The organism is Aeromonas sp. R6-2 (genome assembly GCF_040908155.1).
Taxonomy (GTDB): domain Bacteria; phylum Pseudomonadota; class Gammaproteobacteria; order Enterobacterales; family Aeromonadaceae; genus Aeromonas; species Aeromonas schubertii.
The window spans coordinates 1-16,608 of the sequence record NZ_JBFODE010000072.1 but is presented as its reverse complement, the minus strand read 5'-3'; the positions used below and the strand labels follow the sequence as shown (position 1 = coordinate 16,608).

12 protein-coding genes are annotated in these 16,608 nt (G+C 63.4%); all 12 read left to right on the top strand.

All coding sequences use genetic code 11. The features are described 5' to 3' along the window. The 12 genes from AB5Y48_RS19100 (at position 1) to hcp1 (ending at position 16,206) form a co-directional block, all read left to right on the top strand. Positions 1-426, top strand: a complete 426-nt coding sequence (locus tag AB5Y48_RS19100; RefSeq protein WP_368165513.1) for an MSHA biogenesis protein MshP — start codon at positions 1-3, stop codon at positions 424-426. Further along, positions 423-4,079: a DUF6701 domain-containing protein gene (locus AB5Y48_RS19095; RefSeq protein WP_368165486.1), complete on the top strand. Its 3,657-nt coding sequence runs from the start codon at positions 423-425 to the stop codon at positions 4,077-4,079. Before AB5Y48_RS19100 ends, AB5Y48_RS19095 begins: the two co-directional genes overlap by 4 nt. Before the next feature lie 203 nt (positions 4,080-4,282). After that, the gene (locus AB5Y48_RS19090) at positions 4,283-5,323 is read left to right on the top strand and encodes a rod shape-determining protein (protein WP_050666789.1); all 1,041 of its coding nucleotides are present in this window, start codon (positions 4,283-4,285) and stop codon (positions 5,321-5,323) included. 112 nt (positions 5,324-5,435) lie between these two features. After that, positions 5,436-6,320, top strand: coding sequence for a rod shape-determining protein MreC (mreC, locus tag AB5Y48_RS19085; protein WP_050666790.1), 885 nt, complete (start codon positions 5,436-5,438; stop codon positions 6,318-6,320). Next, the gene (mreD, locus tag AB5Y48_RS19080; RefSeq protein WP_050666791.1) at positions 6,320-6,805 is read left to right on the top strand and encodes a rod shape-determining protein MreD; all 486 of its coding nucleotides are present in this window, start codon (positions 6,320-6,322) and stop codon (positions 6,803-6,805) included. Before mreC ends, mreD begins: the two co-directional genes overlap by 1 nt. 2 nt (positions 6,806-6,807) lie before the next feature. Then, positions 6,808-7,386: a nucleoside triphosphate pyrophosphatase gene (locus AB5Y48_RS19075; RefSeq protein ID WP_050666792.1), complete on the top strand. Its 579-nt coding sequence runs from the start codon at positions 6,808-6,810 to the stop codon at positions 7,384-7,386. Between the two features lie 77 nt (positions 7,387-7,463). Then, positions 7,464-8,933, top strand: coding sequence for a ribonuclease G (gene rng, locus AB5Y48_RS19070; RefSeq protein ID WP_136614243.1), 1,470 nt, complete (start codon positions 7,464-7,466; stop codon positions 8,931-8,933). Beyond that, positions 8,934-12,758, top strand: a complete 3,825-nt coding sequence (locus tag AB5Y48_RS19065) for a YhdP family protein (protein WP_368165485.1) — start codon at positions 8,934-8,936, stop codon at positions 12,756-12,758. It abuts the gene before it with no gap. A 23-nt stretch (positions 12,759-12,781) separates the two neighbouring features. After that, the gene (locus AB5Y48_RS19060) at positions 12,782-13,102 is read left to right on the top strand and encodes a Dabb family protein (RefSeq protein ID WP_050666798.1); all 321 of its coding nucleotides are present in this window, start codon (positions 12,782-12,784) and stop codon (positions 13,100-13,102) included. Positions 13,103-13,116: 14 nt separating this feature from the next. Beyond that, positions 13,117-13,959: a carbon-nitrogen hydrolase family protein gene (locus AB5Y48_RS19055; protein ID WP_050666795.1), complete on the top strand. Its 843-nt coding sequence runs from the start codon at positions 13,117-13,119 to the stop codon at positions 13,957-13,959. Then, complete coding sequence (tldD, locus tag AB5Y48_RS19050) at positions 13,956-15,404, top strand: metalloprotease TldD (RefSeq protein ID WP_224163006.1); 1,449 nt, start codon at positions 13,956-13,958, stop codon at positions 15,402-15,404. Before AB5Y48_RS19055 ends, tldD begins: the two co-directional genes overlap by 4 nt. A 283-nt stretch (positions 15,405-15,687) precedes the next feature. Then, a complete protein-coding gene (hcp1, locus tag AB5Y48_RS19045; RefSeq protein WP_050664774.1) occupies positions 15,688-16,206 on the top strand; it encodes a type VI secretion system effector Hcp1 in 519 nt (172 codons plus the stop codon). Positions 16,207-16,608: the final 402 nt, after the last annotated feature.

Below are 16,608 nucleotides of genomic sequence, written 5' to 3'. Positions count from 1 at the left end.
ATGATCGCCCTCTTCGTCATCGTTGTGATGGCGCTTCTGGCGGCGGCCATGGGCCGATTCCTGACCGACAGTGGTGAGAAGCATACGCTCGAGGTGCGCAGCACCCGGGCCCTGCTGGCCGCCCAGAGCGGCATCGAGGTGGCCCTCTATCGCCTCTTTCCCAATCGCACTGCGGCACAACAGCACCCTTCTCCGATCTGTGAGGCGAATCGCACCCTCACCTTTTCCAGTCAAGCCGGCCTGAAGGGATGTCAGGCTGTGGTGCGTTGCGCGGTGGCCGATGTGCTCTATCACGGTACGCGAACCAGGGGGTATCGGTTGGAGAGTGTCGGTACCTGTGGCCAGGTGGACCTGACCAGCGCCAATCCCGATCTGGTGGTCAGCCGCACCGTGTTGGCTGAAGCCTTCGATGGAGCCACGCCATGACCCGTTTTCTGCTGATCTCGCTCATCTGGCTGCTCTCTGCCGGGGTGAGGGCAGACTTGCTTCTGCCCGGCAACTTCGTTATCGGTGATAACAGTAGCAACGCCCTCAGTCCCACGCGGCTGGTCGAGGTTCGAGGTGGACAGTATGTGCCCGTCAACCCGATCCACTTCTCTCTGAACGCTCCCCTGACCCTTGCCGAGGTGCGCCTCGAAAATGGCCGGGGGCTGGACTCCGGGGTCAATGTAGTCATCTGGGATCGCTTCGGTAATGTGGTGCTCAACGAGCAGGCCGGCTATCTGGCCTGGGACAGGGTCAGCCGGCCCCAGGGGTGGCAGTTGGCGGCCGGAGAGTATCGCATGGCGGTATGGGGCAGCTGCTTCAACAACGGCGCCTATGCCGGGCGCTATGTCTCCAATTGCCGGGATTGGGATGATTTCAGCTTCTCGGGGATCCGGCTGGTGGCGAGTGGCGGCAGCACGGCCATCCACTTTATCGAGCGCACCCATATCGGCGACAACACGGATGCCAGCCGTTGGTACCCTCCTGCGGCCAGTGGGACCTATGTAATTCATACCTTCACCCTGGAGAGGGGGGCCCGACTCGATAGCCTGACCCTCTATCGCCTGCGTGACTGGGCGATTGCGGGGGGATCGCGCATGTTTATCCGCACCGCAGGCAGTGCTTACACCCCTCTGGTCTACTACTTCGATGGTAACGGAGACATTACCTGGAATATTGATTACGAGCTCTCGGCCGGGAATTACGAGCTCTGGATAGAGACCCTGCCGGCCCGGGATCGGGACGACATCAGTTGGGACGATATCGTGCTGCGTGTCACGCCAGTGGACTCGAGTAGCGACTTTTCGGGGCTGTGTCCGCAGGCATTTCCCTATCCTGCACAGGGGCGTCAGGCAAATCACTATATCGATTTGGGTGGTAAGAAGAACTCTCCCGTGGTTGGTCGGGTACTGGGCTCGGTGTACGGAGCGATGGGGTATAAAAACAGCGGCCAGATCAAAGGTTCCAGCTGGGGGGCCTGTGATGGAGGCGCTTGCCTGCCGGCTCAAAATACCAATCCATTGACACTGCCTGGTTCTCGTTTTCCGCTGCCGAGTGGGGCTGATATTACGGTTTCCTACTCAGGGCACAGGGTATTGACGGCGGCGGATGGCGATTCCTTCGGTTCTGTTTCTGTTTATAACAATGGATCTCTCGATATACAGCAGTCGGGGATTACGATTCGAAATCTGAACCTCTACAGTGGCCGGGCTGGGAAACCCTATACGGTGCGCCTTGCGGCAGGAGACTATTGGATTGATACGTTGCGGATGGATAACGACACCCGCATTGAAGTGACCGGGCCGGTACGCCTTTTTGTCAACGATATCTCGATGAATTCTGCCAGCTATATCAACAGTCCGGGCGTCAATACCAGGGGCGATATCAATCAGTTGCTGCTGGTCTCCTATGGTCGGGTCTATCTGTATAACGGCTCGACTCTGAGTGGTCTCGTCTATCAGCAGGAGAGCAGCGTTTTTCATATGTCGTCGGCCTCCTATCTGCATGGCCGGATAAGCTCTCCTGAGGTCGCCATGTGGCAGGGCTCAGTCATCGACTCCTCCGGTTATAGCTGCCAGACGGCCCCTGCCACTGTCGATCACTATGAGCTGCACTATGGCTCTCAGGCGCTGACCTGTGAATCGGCCAGGGTACAACTCAAGGCCTGTATCGATAGCAGTTGCAGTCAGCTTTATAACGGGGGAGCGAACGTGACCCTCTCCCCACTCCAGGGGTGGAGCGTCAATCCGGTTTCCCTCGGCAGCGCGGGCAGTGCCTCCCTGACCCTGCAGCGCTATCAGGTGGGTAGCCAGCCCCTGACTATCTCCTCCAGCTCGCCGAGTGCTCCCCTGCGCTGTTATCGGGATGGGGTGCTCGACAGCAGCTGTACCCTCGATTTTGTCGATGCGGCCCTGCGCTTTAATCTGCCCACCTTCTATGCCGGCGAGAGCAGCATGAGCGAGATCCGGGCCATCCGCTCCTCCGACGCAGGGGCAACACCGGTCTGTCTCCCCCTGCTGACCGGCCCCCAGAGCCTGCGCCTGGGCTATGGCAAGGTGGTGTCCGATGCCGCCAGCCAGGCACTGCCGGTGGTTAACGGCGTGACGCTGCCGAGTTCGGGAGCCGACGTCAACGTGGACTTCGACGAGAGCGGTATCGGTCGGCTGACGCTGCAATACCCGGATGCCGGTGTGCTGCGTCTCGATGCCAGCGTACAACGAAGCGACGGGACCGGGACCCTCAACCTCAAGGGCAGCGATACGGTTGCCGCGTTGCCCAGGACCATCGTATTGCAGGGGGAGGGGCAGTCGCTTTGCAGCGGCAGCGATGACGCCAGCTACGCTCAATGCCCCGTCTATCGTAAGGCGGGGGAGGGCTTTAACCTGCTCGCCCGAGCGTTGAACAGCCTTGATGCAGCGACCCCCGGGTTTGCGGCCCAGGGGCTGACGGTGGATTGGCAGCTGCTGGCCCCGGTGAATGGCGAGCGTGGGCAATTGTCGCCCGTTACCCTGTCCATGGCCGCCGGCAGTGGGCGTCTGGCCACCAGCTGGAGCGAGGTGGGAGTGCTGCGTGCTGGTGTCACCGATTTTGTCCCCTATCCCGGCTACCAGGACGAGTCTCCCCAGTTACAGGTTCCCCTGCGCTGGGGTGCCCCCATCGGGCGCTTCGTCCCGTGGGATTTTGCGGTTGGCAACAAGAGCATCCTGCCTGCCTGCTCTTCCTTCACTTCCTTCACTTATACGGGGCAGCCCTTTACCAGCGGGTTTACCGTCACCGCCCGTAACCTGAGTGCGGGAACCACGCTTAACTATCGTGGGCCTTTTGCCAAAGGGGCGAGCAAGCTGGTGGCCGAGAATGGGGACCTTGGGGGAACGCTGACCACCCGCATCATTCAAGAGCCCACCCTGTTGTGGGCGAACGGGTTGGCCCCGGTGAGCTCGGTGGCTCCGAATACCCGGCTCTCCCGCAATGCAACTCCCGAAGATCCCCTGACACAGCTGGCGGTCGGTGTGCAGATCCGCGACGGGGAAACGCCTCCCGTCACTCGGGTTGCCGATCCCGATATGCGTGCCGATGAGCCGGGGGATTGTGCAGCCAGCGGGCGCTGTGATGCGGTCAGGCTGGGGAGCCAGGTGCTGCGCCACGGCCGCCTTGCGGTCAGGACGGCGCAGGGGTCGGCCAGTGCCCCGCTCGCCTTGCGCCAGCAGCTGGAGTTTTATCAGGGGGAAAGCTGGTTGCTCAACCGTGACGACAGTTGCACCCAGCTCAATCTGACCGGTTATGATTTCACCGGGGCGGGCCACTCTTATGACGCAGCCAGTGGTATGCTCACCTTCCCGGAACAGGGAAAAATTCGCCTGGGTCTGGGTGTTCAGGCTCCCGGCTCCGGGCAGACTCGGGTGGCGCAGGGGGAAACCTGGTTTCACTTGGGGGCGCCTGGAGTGGCCCTTAGGGTCCCTTACCGGGTCGATCTCTCGCGCCAACCGGGCGCTCCCCTCTGGCTCTTTGATCCCGATTCTCTGCAGGGGGAGGCCATCTTTGGTGTCTCCCGGGGAAACGATCGCATCATCTATCGTCGGGAGCGCCTTAATTAATCCGGTTGCGGATTGATAGATGGCGTTATTTTCGTCGCCCGCTCAGGCCACGGCAGGAGGCGGGCGGCACAAGGTAAGTGACGGCTCGCATAAATTGTCGTGTCAGGCCATTGGTAAGGGGTTGTTCGCTTGCAGGGCGTGATGGGCATTGGTAAAGTTAGCCGGTTTTCTGCTCTTCCAAATTCTTAGGATTTCCCGTAGCCATGTTCAAAAAGCTCAGAGGCGTCTTCTCCAACGATCTGTCGATCGATCTGGGAACAGCCAACACCCTGATTTATGTAAAGGATCAGGGGATCGTCCTCAACGAACCGTCCGTTGTCGCCATTCGCCAAGAGCGCGGGAACGCCAAGTCGGTGGCCGCCGTTGGCCACGCGGCCAAGCAGATGCTGGGCCGTACCCCCGGCAACATCTCCGCCATCCGTCCCATGAAGGACGGGGTGATCGCCGATTTCTACGTGACCGAGAAGATGCTGCAGCACTTCATCAAGCAGGTTCACGACAACAACTACTTCCGCCCCAGCCCCCGTGTGCTGGTGTGTGTGCCGTGCGGCTCTACCCAGGTTGAGCGCCGCGCCATCAAGGAATCGGCCCTCGGCGCCGGTGCCCGTGAGGTCTATCTCATCGACGAGCCCATGGCGGCAGCCATCGGTGCCGGCCTGCCGGTCTCCGAGGCGACCGGCTCCATGGTGGTGGACATCGGTGGTGGTACGACCGAGGTGGCCATCATCTCCCTCAACGGCGTGGTCTACTCCCAATCCGTGCGTATCGGTGGCGACAAGTTCGACGAGGCCATCATCAACTATGTGCGCCGTAACTACGGCAGCCTGATCGGTGAGGCGACCGCCGAGCGCATCAAGCACGAGATCGGCTCCGCCTATCCGGGCGAAGAGGTGCGTGAGCTCGAGGTGCGCGGCCGCAACCTGGCCGAGGGTGTGCCCCGCAGCTTTACCCTCAACTCCAACGAAATTCTTGAGGCCCTGCAAGAGCCCCTCTCCGGCATCGTCTCCGCCGTCATGGTGGCCCTGGAGCAGTCCCCGCCCGAGCTGGCTTCCGACATCTCCGAGCGCGGCATGGTGCTGACCGGTGGTGGCGCCCTGCTGCGCGACCTGGATCGCCTGCTGATGGAAGAGACCGGCATCCCCGTGGTGGTCGCCGAGGACCCGCTCACCTGTGTCGCCCGGGGCGGTGGCAAGGCGCTGGAGCTCATCGACATGCACGGCGGTGACCTGTTCCACTACGAGTGACAGAAGATGAGCCGGCAAGACGCCGGCTCTTTTGTGTGGCCTGTGCCTGTCTGCAGGCCGCCATCGGATGCCAATGCGGCTCGACCCGACAGGGTGACACCAGTAACGCTTTATGAAACCGATATTTGGCCGAGGCCCCTCGCTTCAACTGCGGCTCTTTCTCGCCGTGGTTGTCTCCATCGCAGCCATTGTGGCGGACTCCCGCTTCAATGCATTCGAGCACGTCCGCGTCTACCTCGGCTCCCTGGTCAGTCCGTTGCAGTATCTCGCCAACGCGCCCGGCATACTGCTCGACTCCATGTCCGACCAGGTGCAGACCCGCAGCGATCTGATCGAACAGACCAAACAGCAGGAGCAACAGCTCTTCACCCTGCGCGCCCGCCTGTTGCAGATGGATCATCTGGAGCATGAGAACCAGCGGTTGCGCGAGCTGCTCGGCTCGCCGGTGCAAAAGGAGTCGCGCAAGATGGTCGCCGAGCTCATCTCGGTCGACTCCGACCCCTTCAGCCACCAGATCCTGATCAACAAGGGGGCCCTCGACGGCGTCTACAACGGTCAGCCGGTGATCAACGATCTCGGCGTGATAGGTCAGGTGCTGCACGTGGGGTCCACCACCAGTCGGGTGCTGCTCATCACCGATGCCAGCCACGGCTTGCCGGTGCGGGTGCTGCGTAACGACTTGCGCGCCATCGCCACCGGAAGCGGTGAGCTCGACAGGCTGGAGCTGCGCAACCTGCCGCGCAACACCGACATCCAGGTGGGCGATCTGCTGGTCACCTCGGGCCTTGGCGGCCGCTTCCCGGAAGGCTACCCGGTGGCGACCGTGACCCGAGCCGACTATGTGGAGGGCAAGCCCTTTGCCCAGGTAGAGGCCAAGCCCCTGGTGCCCCTCGATCGGCTGCGCTATATGCTGCTGCTGTGGACCGACAAGCGTCCCGAGCTCCACGATGACGAGCGAGCCAGCGTCCCGGCACCCGCTGCGGAGAAGAAATCCTGATGTTGCAACCTGCAAGTGGCCGGCTCTGGATCTGGTTGTCGATCCTGCTGGCCCTGAGCCTCTCCATTCTGCCTCTGCCGATCCAGCTGGCCCCCTTCCGGCCTGACTGGCTCGCCATGGTACTGGTCTACTGGGCCCTGGCCTTGCCCCACAGAGTCAATGTGGGCAGCGCCTGGGTTGCCGGACTGCTGCTCGATGTGCTGCTCGGCAGCACCCTGGGGGTGCGCGCCATGGCCATGGCCATCGTCGTCTACCTGGCGGCCTTCCAGTTTCAGAAGATCCGCAACTTCTCGGTGTGGCAACAGGCCCTCATCGTGGGCTGCCTTACCCTGGTGGGCAAGGTCACCGTCTTCTGGGCCGAGCATCTGTTTAGCCGGGCAACCCTGAACGTGGTCTACTTCTGGTCTACCCTCTCTACCATGTTTCTCTGGCCCTGGCTCTTTCTGGTCTTGCGTCAATTGAGAAGACACTTCAATATCAAGTAGTTATGAATAACAGAATTCAAGTTTACCTGGCCTCCGGCTCACCGCGCCGCCGCGAGCTGCTGACTCAGCTGGGCTATCGTTTCGAGGTGCTGCGTTGTGACGTCGAGGAGCGCCGGCAGGAGGGGGAGAAGCCCCAGGACTACGTCTGCCGGCTGGCCCGCGACAAGGCACAGGCCGGACTGGCCGTGGCCCCCGAGGGACATCCTGTGCTCGGTGCCGACACCATAGTTGTGCTCGGTGAGCGAGTGCTGGAGAAGCCCTCCGATCTCATCGATGCCAGGGAGATGCTCGAGGCCCTCTCCGGTCGCGTGCATCAGGTGATGACGGCGGTAGCCCTGGCGTCGGCCGATCGCTGCGACGTGCGGCTGGTGACCACCAACGTGGCCTTCCGCAAGCTGGATGAGGCCGAGATCGAGGCCTATTGGGAGACCGGTGAACCCTGTGACAAGGCGGGTGCCTACGGCATTCAGGGGATCGCCGGCAAGTTTGTCAGCCGTATCGAGGGGAGCTACAGCGCCGTGGTCGGCCTGCCCCTGCTCGAGACGGATCTGCTCATCAAGAGTGCCCTGGAACAGCGCTGAACCCCGCCTTCTTCTGGTCCCTCCAGCTTTGGACGCGCTGTTTCATCAGAATCTTATAAAAATCAGGAAGCAGTCATATGTCCGTAGAGCTGTTGATTAACGTGACCCCCTCCGAGACCCGGGTCGCCCTGGTCGAGAATGGCCAGTTGCAGGAAGTGCATGTGGAGCGCCAGGCCAGGCGCGGCATCGTCGGCAATATCTACAAGGGCAAGATCAGCCGGGTGCTGCCCGGCATGCAGGCCGCCTTTGTCGATATCGGCATGGACAAGGCCGCCTTCCTGCACGCCTCCGATATCGTGCCGCACACCGAGTGCGTGGCCATCAAGGAGAAGGAGCAGTTCCAGGCCGGCAACATCGCCGAGCTGGTGCGCCAGGGGCAGGACATCATGGTACAGGTGGTCAAGGATCCCCTGGGTACCAAGGGGGCCCGCCTCACCACCGATATCACCCTCCCTTCCCGCTATCTGGTCTTCATGCCCGGCAGCGCCCACGTGGGGGTCTCCCAGCGCATCGAGTCCGAGGCCGAGCGTGAGCGCCTCAAGCGGGTGGTCAGCGCCTATGTGGACGAGCTGGGCGGCTTCATCATCCGTACCGCCGCCGAAGGGGTGGGGGAGCAGGAGCTGGAGCAGGATGCCGCCTTCTTGAAGCGCCTGTGGCGCAAGATCCTCGAGCGCAAGCAGAAATATCCGCCGTGCCGGGTCATCTATGAGGATCCCAGCCTGGCGTTTCGGGTGGTGCGCGACTTCGTCGGCACCGAGCTCGACAAGATCCGGGTCGACTCGCGCCAGAGCTTCGAGTCCCTCAAGCGCTTCTGCGAGGAGTATGTCCCCGAGTTGGCGGGCAAGCTGGAGTACTACCCCGGTGAGTCCCCCATCTTCGATCTCTACGATGTGGAGAACGAGATCCAGCGTGCCCTGGAGCGCAAAGTCGAGCTCAAATCCGGTGGCTACCTCATCATCGATCAGACCGAGGCGATGACCACGGTGGACATCAATACCGGCGCCTTCGTCGGCCACCGCAACCTGGAAGAGACCATCTTCAATACCAACGTCGAGGCGACGGCGGCCATCGCCCGCCAGCTGCGTCTGCGCAACCTCGGCGGCATCATCATCATCGACTTCATCGACATGCAGTCGGAAGATCATCGGCGCCGGGTGCTCCACAGCCTGGAGCTGGCGCTCGCCAAAGACAGGGCCAAGACCAACGTCAACGGCTTCTCCCAGCTCGGCCTGGTGGAGATGACCCGCAAGCGCACCCGCGAGAGCCTGGAGCATGTGCTCTGCTCCGAGTGCCCCGAGTGTCAGGGGCGCGGTCGGGTCAAGACGGTGGAGTCGGTCTGCTACGAGATCCTGCGCGAGATCATCCGGGTCAACCGGGCCTATGATGCGGATCAGTTCACCGTCTACGCCGCCCCGGCCGTGGCCGAGTTCCTGCGTGGTGAGGAGTCCCATAGCCTGGCCGAGCTGGAGGTCTTCATCGGCAAGCAGGTCCGGGTGGTGAGCGAGCCGCTCTGCAGCCAGGAACAGTTTGATGTGGTGATGATGTAAATGCTTCACCGCTGGTTGAGTCGGGCCTGGTTGGCCCTGGGGGTCCTGTTCGTGCTGCTGGCCATCGGGATCAGCGCCGTTCGTCTGGGCGGCCCCCTGCTCAACCAGCACAAGGAGGCGTTGGTCACCCGGCTGCTCGGGCCGGGCGCCAGGGTCGAGAGCCTGGGGCTAACCTGGGTCGGACGCGGGCCCGCTCTCTCCCTGGAGGGGCTGCGGCTCGATGCCCCGGACAGCCCCTTCGGTTTTACCCTCTCTCGCGCCTCGCTCAGCCTGGATCTCTGGCGCTCCCTGCGCAGCGCCGCTCCCCATTTTCGCGATCTGCAGCTCCATGGGCTGGATCTCACCCTCGATCTGACCCGCCCCCAACAGAATTCGCGAGAACAGCAGCAGCGCATCGACCCCCTGCTGGAGGTGGTGCTGGGCAGCTTCCGCCGCTTCTCCCTGCACGATAGCCGGCTGCGTCTCAAGACGCCCCTGGGGGAGCTCACCACCCTCAGCATCGCCGAGCTGGGTTGGCAGAACCGGGGCAATCGCCATCAGGGGGTCGGCAAGGCCTATCTGGTGGACGGTATCGGCGAGAGCACGCTGGATCTTATCATCGATCTCAAGGGGCGCTCCCACCGTCTGGACGATCTCTCGGGGCGTCTCTATCTGGGGGCCCATCGCCTCAACATCACCCCCCTGTTGGCCAGGATCCACGCCGGTGAGCCGCGTCTGGAGGGGCAGCTTGATCTGCAACTGTGGAGCGAGTTTCAGGGCCGTGAGTGGGGTGAGAGCCTGCTCAAGTTTGGCAACAACTATCTGATCTGGAAGGACAAGGGTCAGATGCACCGGCTTGGACTGAGCGGTGGCCAGATCCAGCTGCGCCGGGATGAGCAGGATTGGCAGCTGGCCAGTTACGACGTGCAGCTCAAGCTCGACGAGCGCCCCTGGTTGCGCAGCCAACTGCAGTTGGAGCGCAAGGGCGATCAGATCCTGGGTTATGCCCCCCGGGTCGAGCTCGGCAAGCTGGCCCTGCTCAGCCAGATCGTCTCCGGCCTCTACCCCGATGCGACCGAGGCCCTGGCCGCCACAAAGCCGAGCGGCGAGATCCACGATCTTGTTCTGCGCTCGGATGCTCAGTGGCAGTCACCCTCGCTGAGCGGCACCCTGCAGGGGCTGGGCCTCAGGCAGTGGCAGTGGGTGCCCGGTATCGGCTCCCTGGATGGCCGCTTCTGGCTGACGCCGGAGCAGGGCGCCCTCACCCTGAGTCTGGCAAAAGATCGGATCGATACTGGGCACCACTTCAAGCGCCCCATCGCCGTCGACAGCTTCGGTGGCCGCCTCGACTGGTGGCGGGAGCGGGGAAACTGGGTGCTCTACGGCCAGGATATCGCCCTCTCCAATCCGGATCTCTCCCTGGCTACCCGCTTTCGCCTCGATCTGGAGGCGCGCCCCTTCCTGGCCCTGACCGGCTCGGTGGATGTGAAGAACGCCGCCCATGCGGATCGTTACTATCCCCTGCAGGCCATGGACAAGGGATTGGTCGACTATCTGAGCGCAGCCCTCCAGGGAGGACGCGCCAAGGGGGCCAGCCTGCTCTGGTACGGGGCCCTGCAGGACTTCCCCTATGCCGGCGGCGAGGGCATCTTCCAGGCGGCCGTGCCCCTCGAGCAGGCTCGCTTCCAGTTCGATCCCGGCTGGCAACCGCTCACCGACCTGCAGCTCGATCTGCTGTTCCAGAACGCCTCCCTCGATATGCAGAGCGCCTCGGCACGACTGGGCAAGGTACGTGGTGAGCGGATCCATGCCCTGATCCCGGATCTCGCCCCCGATGCCCACCTCTATATCGCCGCCAGTGTGGCGGGGGACGGGGGAGAGGTGACCCGCTACCTGAACGACTCGCCGTTGCGGGACTCGGTGGGGCAGGCTCTCGAGCAGGTACAGGTCAGCGGCCCCCTGGAGGGGGCCCTGCGCCTCGACATCCCCCTCAACGGCACCGAGGTGAAGGTGGCGGGGCAGGCCGAGTTCGAGCGCAGCAAGGTACGTCTGGCGGCGCTGGACCTCCCGCTGGAGGAGGTCAGGGGCATCCTGGATTTTGACAACGAGAAGACGGGCTTCAAGGGAGTGAGCGCCCGCCTCTACGGTAACCCGGTCACTCTCGACTATCGCGGCGCCGTGCGTCCGGCCGGATATCGGGTCGATGTGGGCATCAAGGGGGAGTGGGATTCCTCGCGCTCGACCCTTGCGCTGCCGGGCAGTGAGGTGCTCAAGGGCAAGGGCCGCTGGAGTGGCAAGGTGGGTGTCGACCTCAATGACGCCCGGCCGCTGCAATTTAGCGTCGATCTCGCCTCGGATCTGCAGGGGATGGCCCTGGATCTGCCGGCACCGCTCACCAAGGCGGCGGGGAGTGTCTTGCCCCTGAGGGTCACGGCGCGGGGTCAAAACGGCAAGGCCGATATCCACGCCGTGCTGGGAAGCGAGCATAACCTCTCGGCCCGCCTCGACTATGGCCAGAGCCCGGCCCGCCTGACCCGGCTGCGCGCCAATCTGGGTCAACCGGGTACCCGGGTGATCCGCGATGCCCCCCTGCTGCTGACCATCAGCCAGAACCAGGCCGATGTAGGGGCCTGGCTCTCCCGCCTGTCGGGCTGGCTACCGGCCCGTGGTGGCGACGGGGCCTCCCTGGAGGGGCCTGCCTTCTGGCCCTCTCCCTGGTGGGTCGATGGGCGCATCAATCAGGCCCGAATTGGCTCGGCCACCCTCAAGGCGGTGCAATTCACCGTGGGGGCAGTCGAGGGGGCCACCGAGGTGATGATCGACAGTCCCCAGGTGCTCGGGGTGGTGCGGGTGCCGACCCGCCGCAGTCGGCCGGTCGAGGCCCAGTTTGGCCGCCTGCACTGGTCCGGCTCGAGTGAGGACTTCCGGGGCACTCCCGATCTTGGGGCGGATCAGACCCTGCTTGCACAGCTTCCCTGGCTCACCTTCACCTGCGCCGACTGCCGCTTCGGCGAGCTGCCCCTCGGCCAGGTCAGCGGAGAGCTCAAACCGGCTCCCGGTCGGGTCAATCTGGATCGTTTCAAGATGGAGTTGGCCGGCTCGACCCTCAGCGGCAAGGGGGTGTGGCGCAGCGACGGAACCCGGATGCAGACCCGACTCGAGGGGCGCCTCAAGAGTGCCAACAGCGAACTGCTGCTGCGCCGTTTTGGCTATGTATCTCCCCTGGGCGACACCCCGGCCGATGTCGAGTTCAGCGGAGGGTGGCAGGATGTACCCTGGCGACCACAACTGACGACCCTGGGGGGCGATGCCAAGGTGCATCTGGATGGGGGCACCATACGGGAGGTGAACGATCGCGGCGCCCGCCTGCTCTCCTTCCTCAGCTTCGACTCCCTGGTGCGCAAGCTGAAGCTCGATTTTCGCGACGTCTTCGACAAGGGTTTCTATTTCGAGTCCATCACTGCCACACTGAAGGCCCGGCAGGGGGTGATCGAGAACCGGGATCTCTATATGAAGGGGGCTGCCGGTAATCTGCGTGGTGAGGGGGTGGCGGATCTGGTGCGCTGGAACCTCGACTATCAGCTCAGCTTCTCACCCAACCTGGGGGGAACCCTGCCGGTGGTGGCGGCCTTCTCGGTGACACCGGTGACCGGCCTCTATGTGTTTGCCCTCTCCAAGTTGCTCGAACCCGTGGTGGATGTGGTGACCCGCATCGATTTTCGGGTAGAGGGCCCCCTCGATAACCCTCAGCTGACCGAGGCGGGGCGTGACAAGGCTCGCATCAAGCTCAACGAGGAGCAGCGCAAAGAGGCCGAGGCGGCGACCAAGCCCCCCATTCGTCCATGAGTCAGTTCGCCAAGGAGGCTCGATTGATCCGTCATATTCTGTTGGTGACCTTCAAGCCAGGTGCTGCCGCCTCCGAGATAGAGGCGGTGCGTCAGGGATTTCTGGCCATCCCGGGGCTGATACCCGGTGTCCTCGCGGTGGAGTGGGGGCTCGCCGACAGCCCGGAGGGGAAAGAGGAGGGATTTACCCACTGCGTCCTGATGACCTTCGCCGATGAGCGTGCCCGCCAGCGCTATCTGCCCCATCCCGACCACGAGGCTCTCAAGCAACGCTTTCGCCCCGTGCTGGAACGAATCATTGTCTTTGACTACACCCTCTCCCGGGATGACGCATTCTCAGTGTGACAAGGAGTCCGCCCATGTGGTTATCTGCCCTGCAACTGGTCTCTGGCCGCCACTGGCCTGCTAACCGCGAGCTCATAGCGGCTCTGCTGGCCGAGCTGCCGGCCGAGCGCCCCCTTCTGGCCCTGCTGCCGGAGAACTTCGCCCTGTTTGGGGAGAGGCAAGGTTACCTCGACGGCGCAGAGTCCCTCGGCGAGGGGCCGATTCAGGCACAGCTGGCCGAGTGGGCCCGCGAGCACAATATCTGGCTGGTAGCCGGCGCCATGCCAACCCGCATCGAGGGGGAGGCGCGGATCCACACCAGCTCGCTGGTGTTTGATCCCGAAGGGATATGCCAGGGGGTTTATCACAAGCTGCACCTGTTCGATGTGGATGTGGCCGACAGCCAGGGGCGCTACCGGGAGTCCGAGACCTTCAGTCCGGGTGAGCACCCGGTCACCGTGCCTTCGCCGCTGGGGACGCTGGGGCTCTCCATCTGTTATGATCTGCGCTTTCCCGAGCTATACCGCACCCTGGTCGCCGCCGGGGCCCGCATCCTGTTGGTGCCGGCTGCCTTCACTCGCTTCACCGGCGCCGCTCACTGGGAGACCCTGCTAAGGGCCCGCGCCATCGAGAATCAATGCTGGGTGGTGGCCGCCAATCAGGGGGGCGATCACGAAACCGGCCGCGAGACCTTCGGCCACAGCATGATCGTCGATCCCTGGGGAACTGTGGTCGCCTGCAAGGGCGAGGGTGCAGGTGTAGTGAGTGCCCGCTTCGACCCGCAGCAGGCAAGCCTGCTGGGTGAGCGCATGCCGGTACTGCGCCACGCCCGTCTGATGAACATGAACGCCGAACACGGCGATGGAGAACGAGATTGAGTCTACTTGAGCAGGTCAGCGCCTCCCTGCTGACCCCCCACGACCTCGACCCCGGCCGGCTCGAGGGGCTGCTCGGCAGCCTGATGAGCCACCGAATCGATTTTGGCGATCTCTACTTCCAGCGCAGCTGGCACGAGTCCTGGATGCTGGAAGACGGCATCGTCAAGGACGGTAGCTACAACATCGATCAGGGGGTCGGGGTGCGCGCCGTCAGCGGTGAGAAGACCGGGTTTGCCTACTCCGACGAGCTGAGCCTCACCGCCCTGCAGCAATCTGTGGTGGCGGCCCGCGGCATCGCAGCCAGTGGTGGCAGCGGTCGGGTGCAGGCCTGGCGGCGTAATGAGTCCGGGCTCCTCTATCCTGCGATGGACCCGCTCGAGAGCCTCTCCAAGCTGCAGAAGATCGCCCTGCTCGAGCAGATGGACCGCTTCGCCCGCAGTTTGGATCCTGCCATCACCCAGGTGATGGCCTCCATCAGCGGCGTCTACGAAGAGGTGCTGGTGGCCGGCAGCGACGGCACCCTGGCCGCCGACATTCGCCCCCTGGTGCGCCTCTCGGTGACCGTGATTGCCGAGAAGGGCGGTCGTCGCGAGCGGGGCAGCGGTGGCGGTGGTGGTCGTTTCGGTTACGACTGGTTCCTCGAGCTTGAGGGAGACGAGAGCCGCGCCTTCGGCTATGTGCGCGAGGCGGTGCGCCAGGCCCTGGTCAACCTGGAGGCGATCGACGCCCCGGCCGGCACCATGCCGGTGGTGCTCGGCGCCGGCTGGCCCGGTGTGCTGCTACACGAGGCGGTGGGTCATGGTCTGGAGGGGGATTTTAACCGCAAGGGCTCCTCGGCTTATGCCGGCCGCATCGGCGAGCGGGTCGCCTCCAGCCTGTGCACCATCGTCGATGACGGCACCCTGAGCGGGCGGCGCGGCTCTGTGACCATCGATGACGAGGGGACGCCGGGTGGCTATAACGTGCTGATCGAGAACGGTATTCTCAAGGGATATCTGCAGGACAAGCAGAATGCCCGCCTGATGGGGGTGCCCCTGACCGGCAACGGCCGGCGCGAGTCGTATGCCAGCCTGCCCATGCCGCGCATGACCAACACCTACATGCTGGCCGGTGAGTCGGAGCCCGAGGAGATCATCGCCTCGGTCAAGCGTGGCATCTACGCCCCCAACTTCGGCGGTGGCCAGGTGGACATCACCTCGGGCAAGTTTGTCTTCTCCGCCTCCGAGGCGTATCTCATCGAGGACGGCAAGATCACCGCCCCCATCAAGGGAGCGACCCTGATCGGCAACGGTCCCGAGGCCATGAGTCAGGTCTCCATGGTCGGTAACGACCTCAAGCTCGATCGCGGTGTGGGTGTCTGCGGCAAGGAGGGGCAGAGCGTGCCGGTCGGCGTCGGCCAGCCCACCCTCAAACTCGACCAGCTCACTGTGGGTGGTACCCAGTAGCATCAATCCCCGGCCTGGCCGGGGATTTTTTATCCTGGCCAGTCATATGTGTGGTCTGGAGCAATGGATTGCTCATCGGGTGGAGTTTTAAGCCGCAGATGTAATAAATGCCGGACAATCAGTCTGCCTCGCGCAATAAGTTGCGCCGCCCTGTGGCGCAGGAATTCTAGTTTTCATATAACTTGTTGATTTATAATTGGTATTTATTCTGTGTTTCGTATGGCACGGTTGCTGCTTATTGGCGGATGAGTGTTATCACCGTTCAACCAATAGGAGCAATACCATGCCAACTCCGTGTTATATCAGCATCGAAGGCAAGACCCAGGGCAACATCACCGCTGGCGCCTTCACCTCCGAGTCCGTCGGTAACATCTTCGTGCAAGGCCACGAAGACGAGATGCTGGTTCAGGAATTCAACCACGTGGTGACCGTGCCGACCGATCCGCAATCCGGTCAGCCGGCTGGCCAGCGTGTGCACAAGCCCTTCAAGTTCACCGTCGCCCTGAACAAGGCCGTTCCCCTGATGTACAACGCCCTGGCCTCTGGCGAGATGCTGCCGAAGGTGACCCTGAAGTGGTACCGCACCTCCGTCGAGGGCAAGCAGGAGCACTTCTTCTCTACCGTGCTGACCGATGCCACCATCGTCGACATCGACTGCCAGATGCCCCACTGCCAGGATCCGGCGAAGTCTGACTTCACCCAGCTGATCCAGGTCTCCCTGGCCTATCGCAAGATCGACTGGGAGCACACCGTGGCCGGTACCTCCGGTGCCGACGACTGGCGTGCCCCGATCGAAGCGTAATCGCTTCACCCTCATTGAGTTATTCCTTGCAGTAGCCTGGGCCGCCTTGGGCGGCCCGTGCAATTTCCCCGGTCTGGTGTGCCGGCCGGGGCTTTTCTGTTTTGCCATCGCCCCGTCTGGCCTGCCGGCGCCAGGGCGTCGCGATGGCAAAGCAGTAAAGGGATGCCCCTGAATGCAGAGACCGTCAGCCTGTCACCCGTTTCCCCCTATCTTCGCCTGCCCTGGATGCACCGGAGAGGGCGGTAGCGTGGCGAGCGGGCGGCGGCTCCCGTTTGCCCAATTGAGCCGGGGCGCGATGGCGCGCGCCGCGAGAAGATGAAGAGAGGAAGGCCATGGCGAATCAAACCGGATTGCAGTTCACGGTCAAGGTGGGGGCGCTGCCCCCCGAGACCTTTGCGGTGG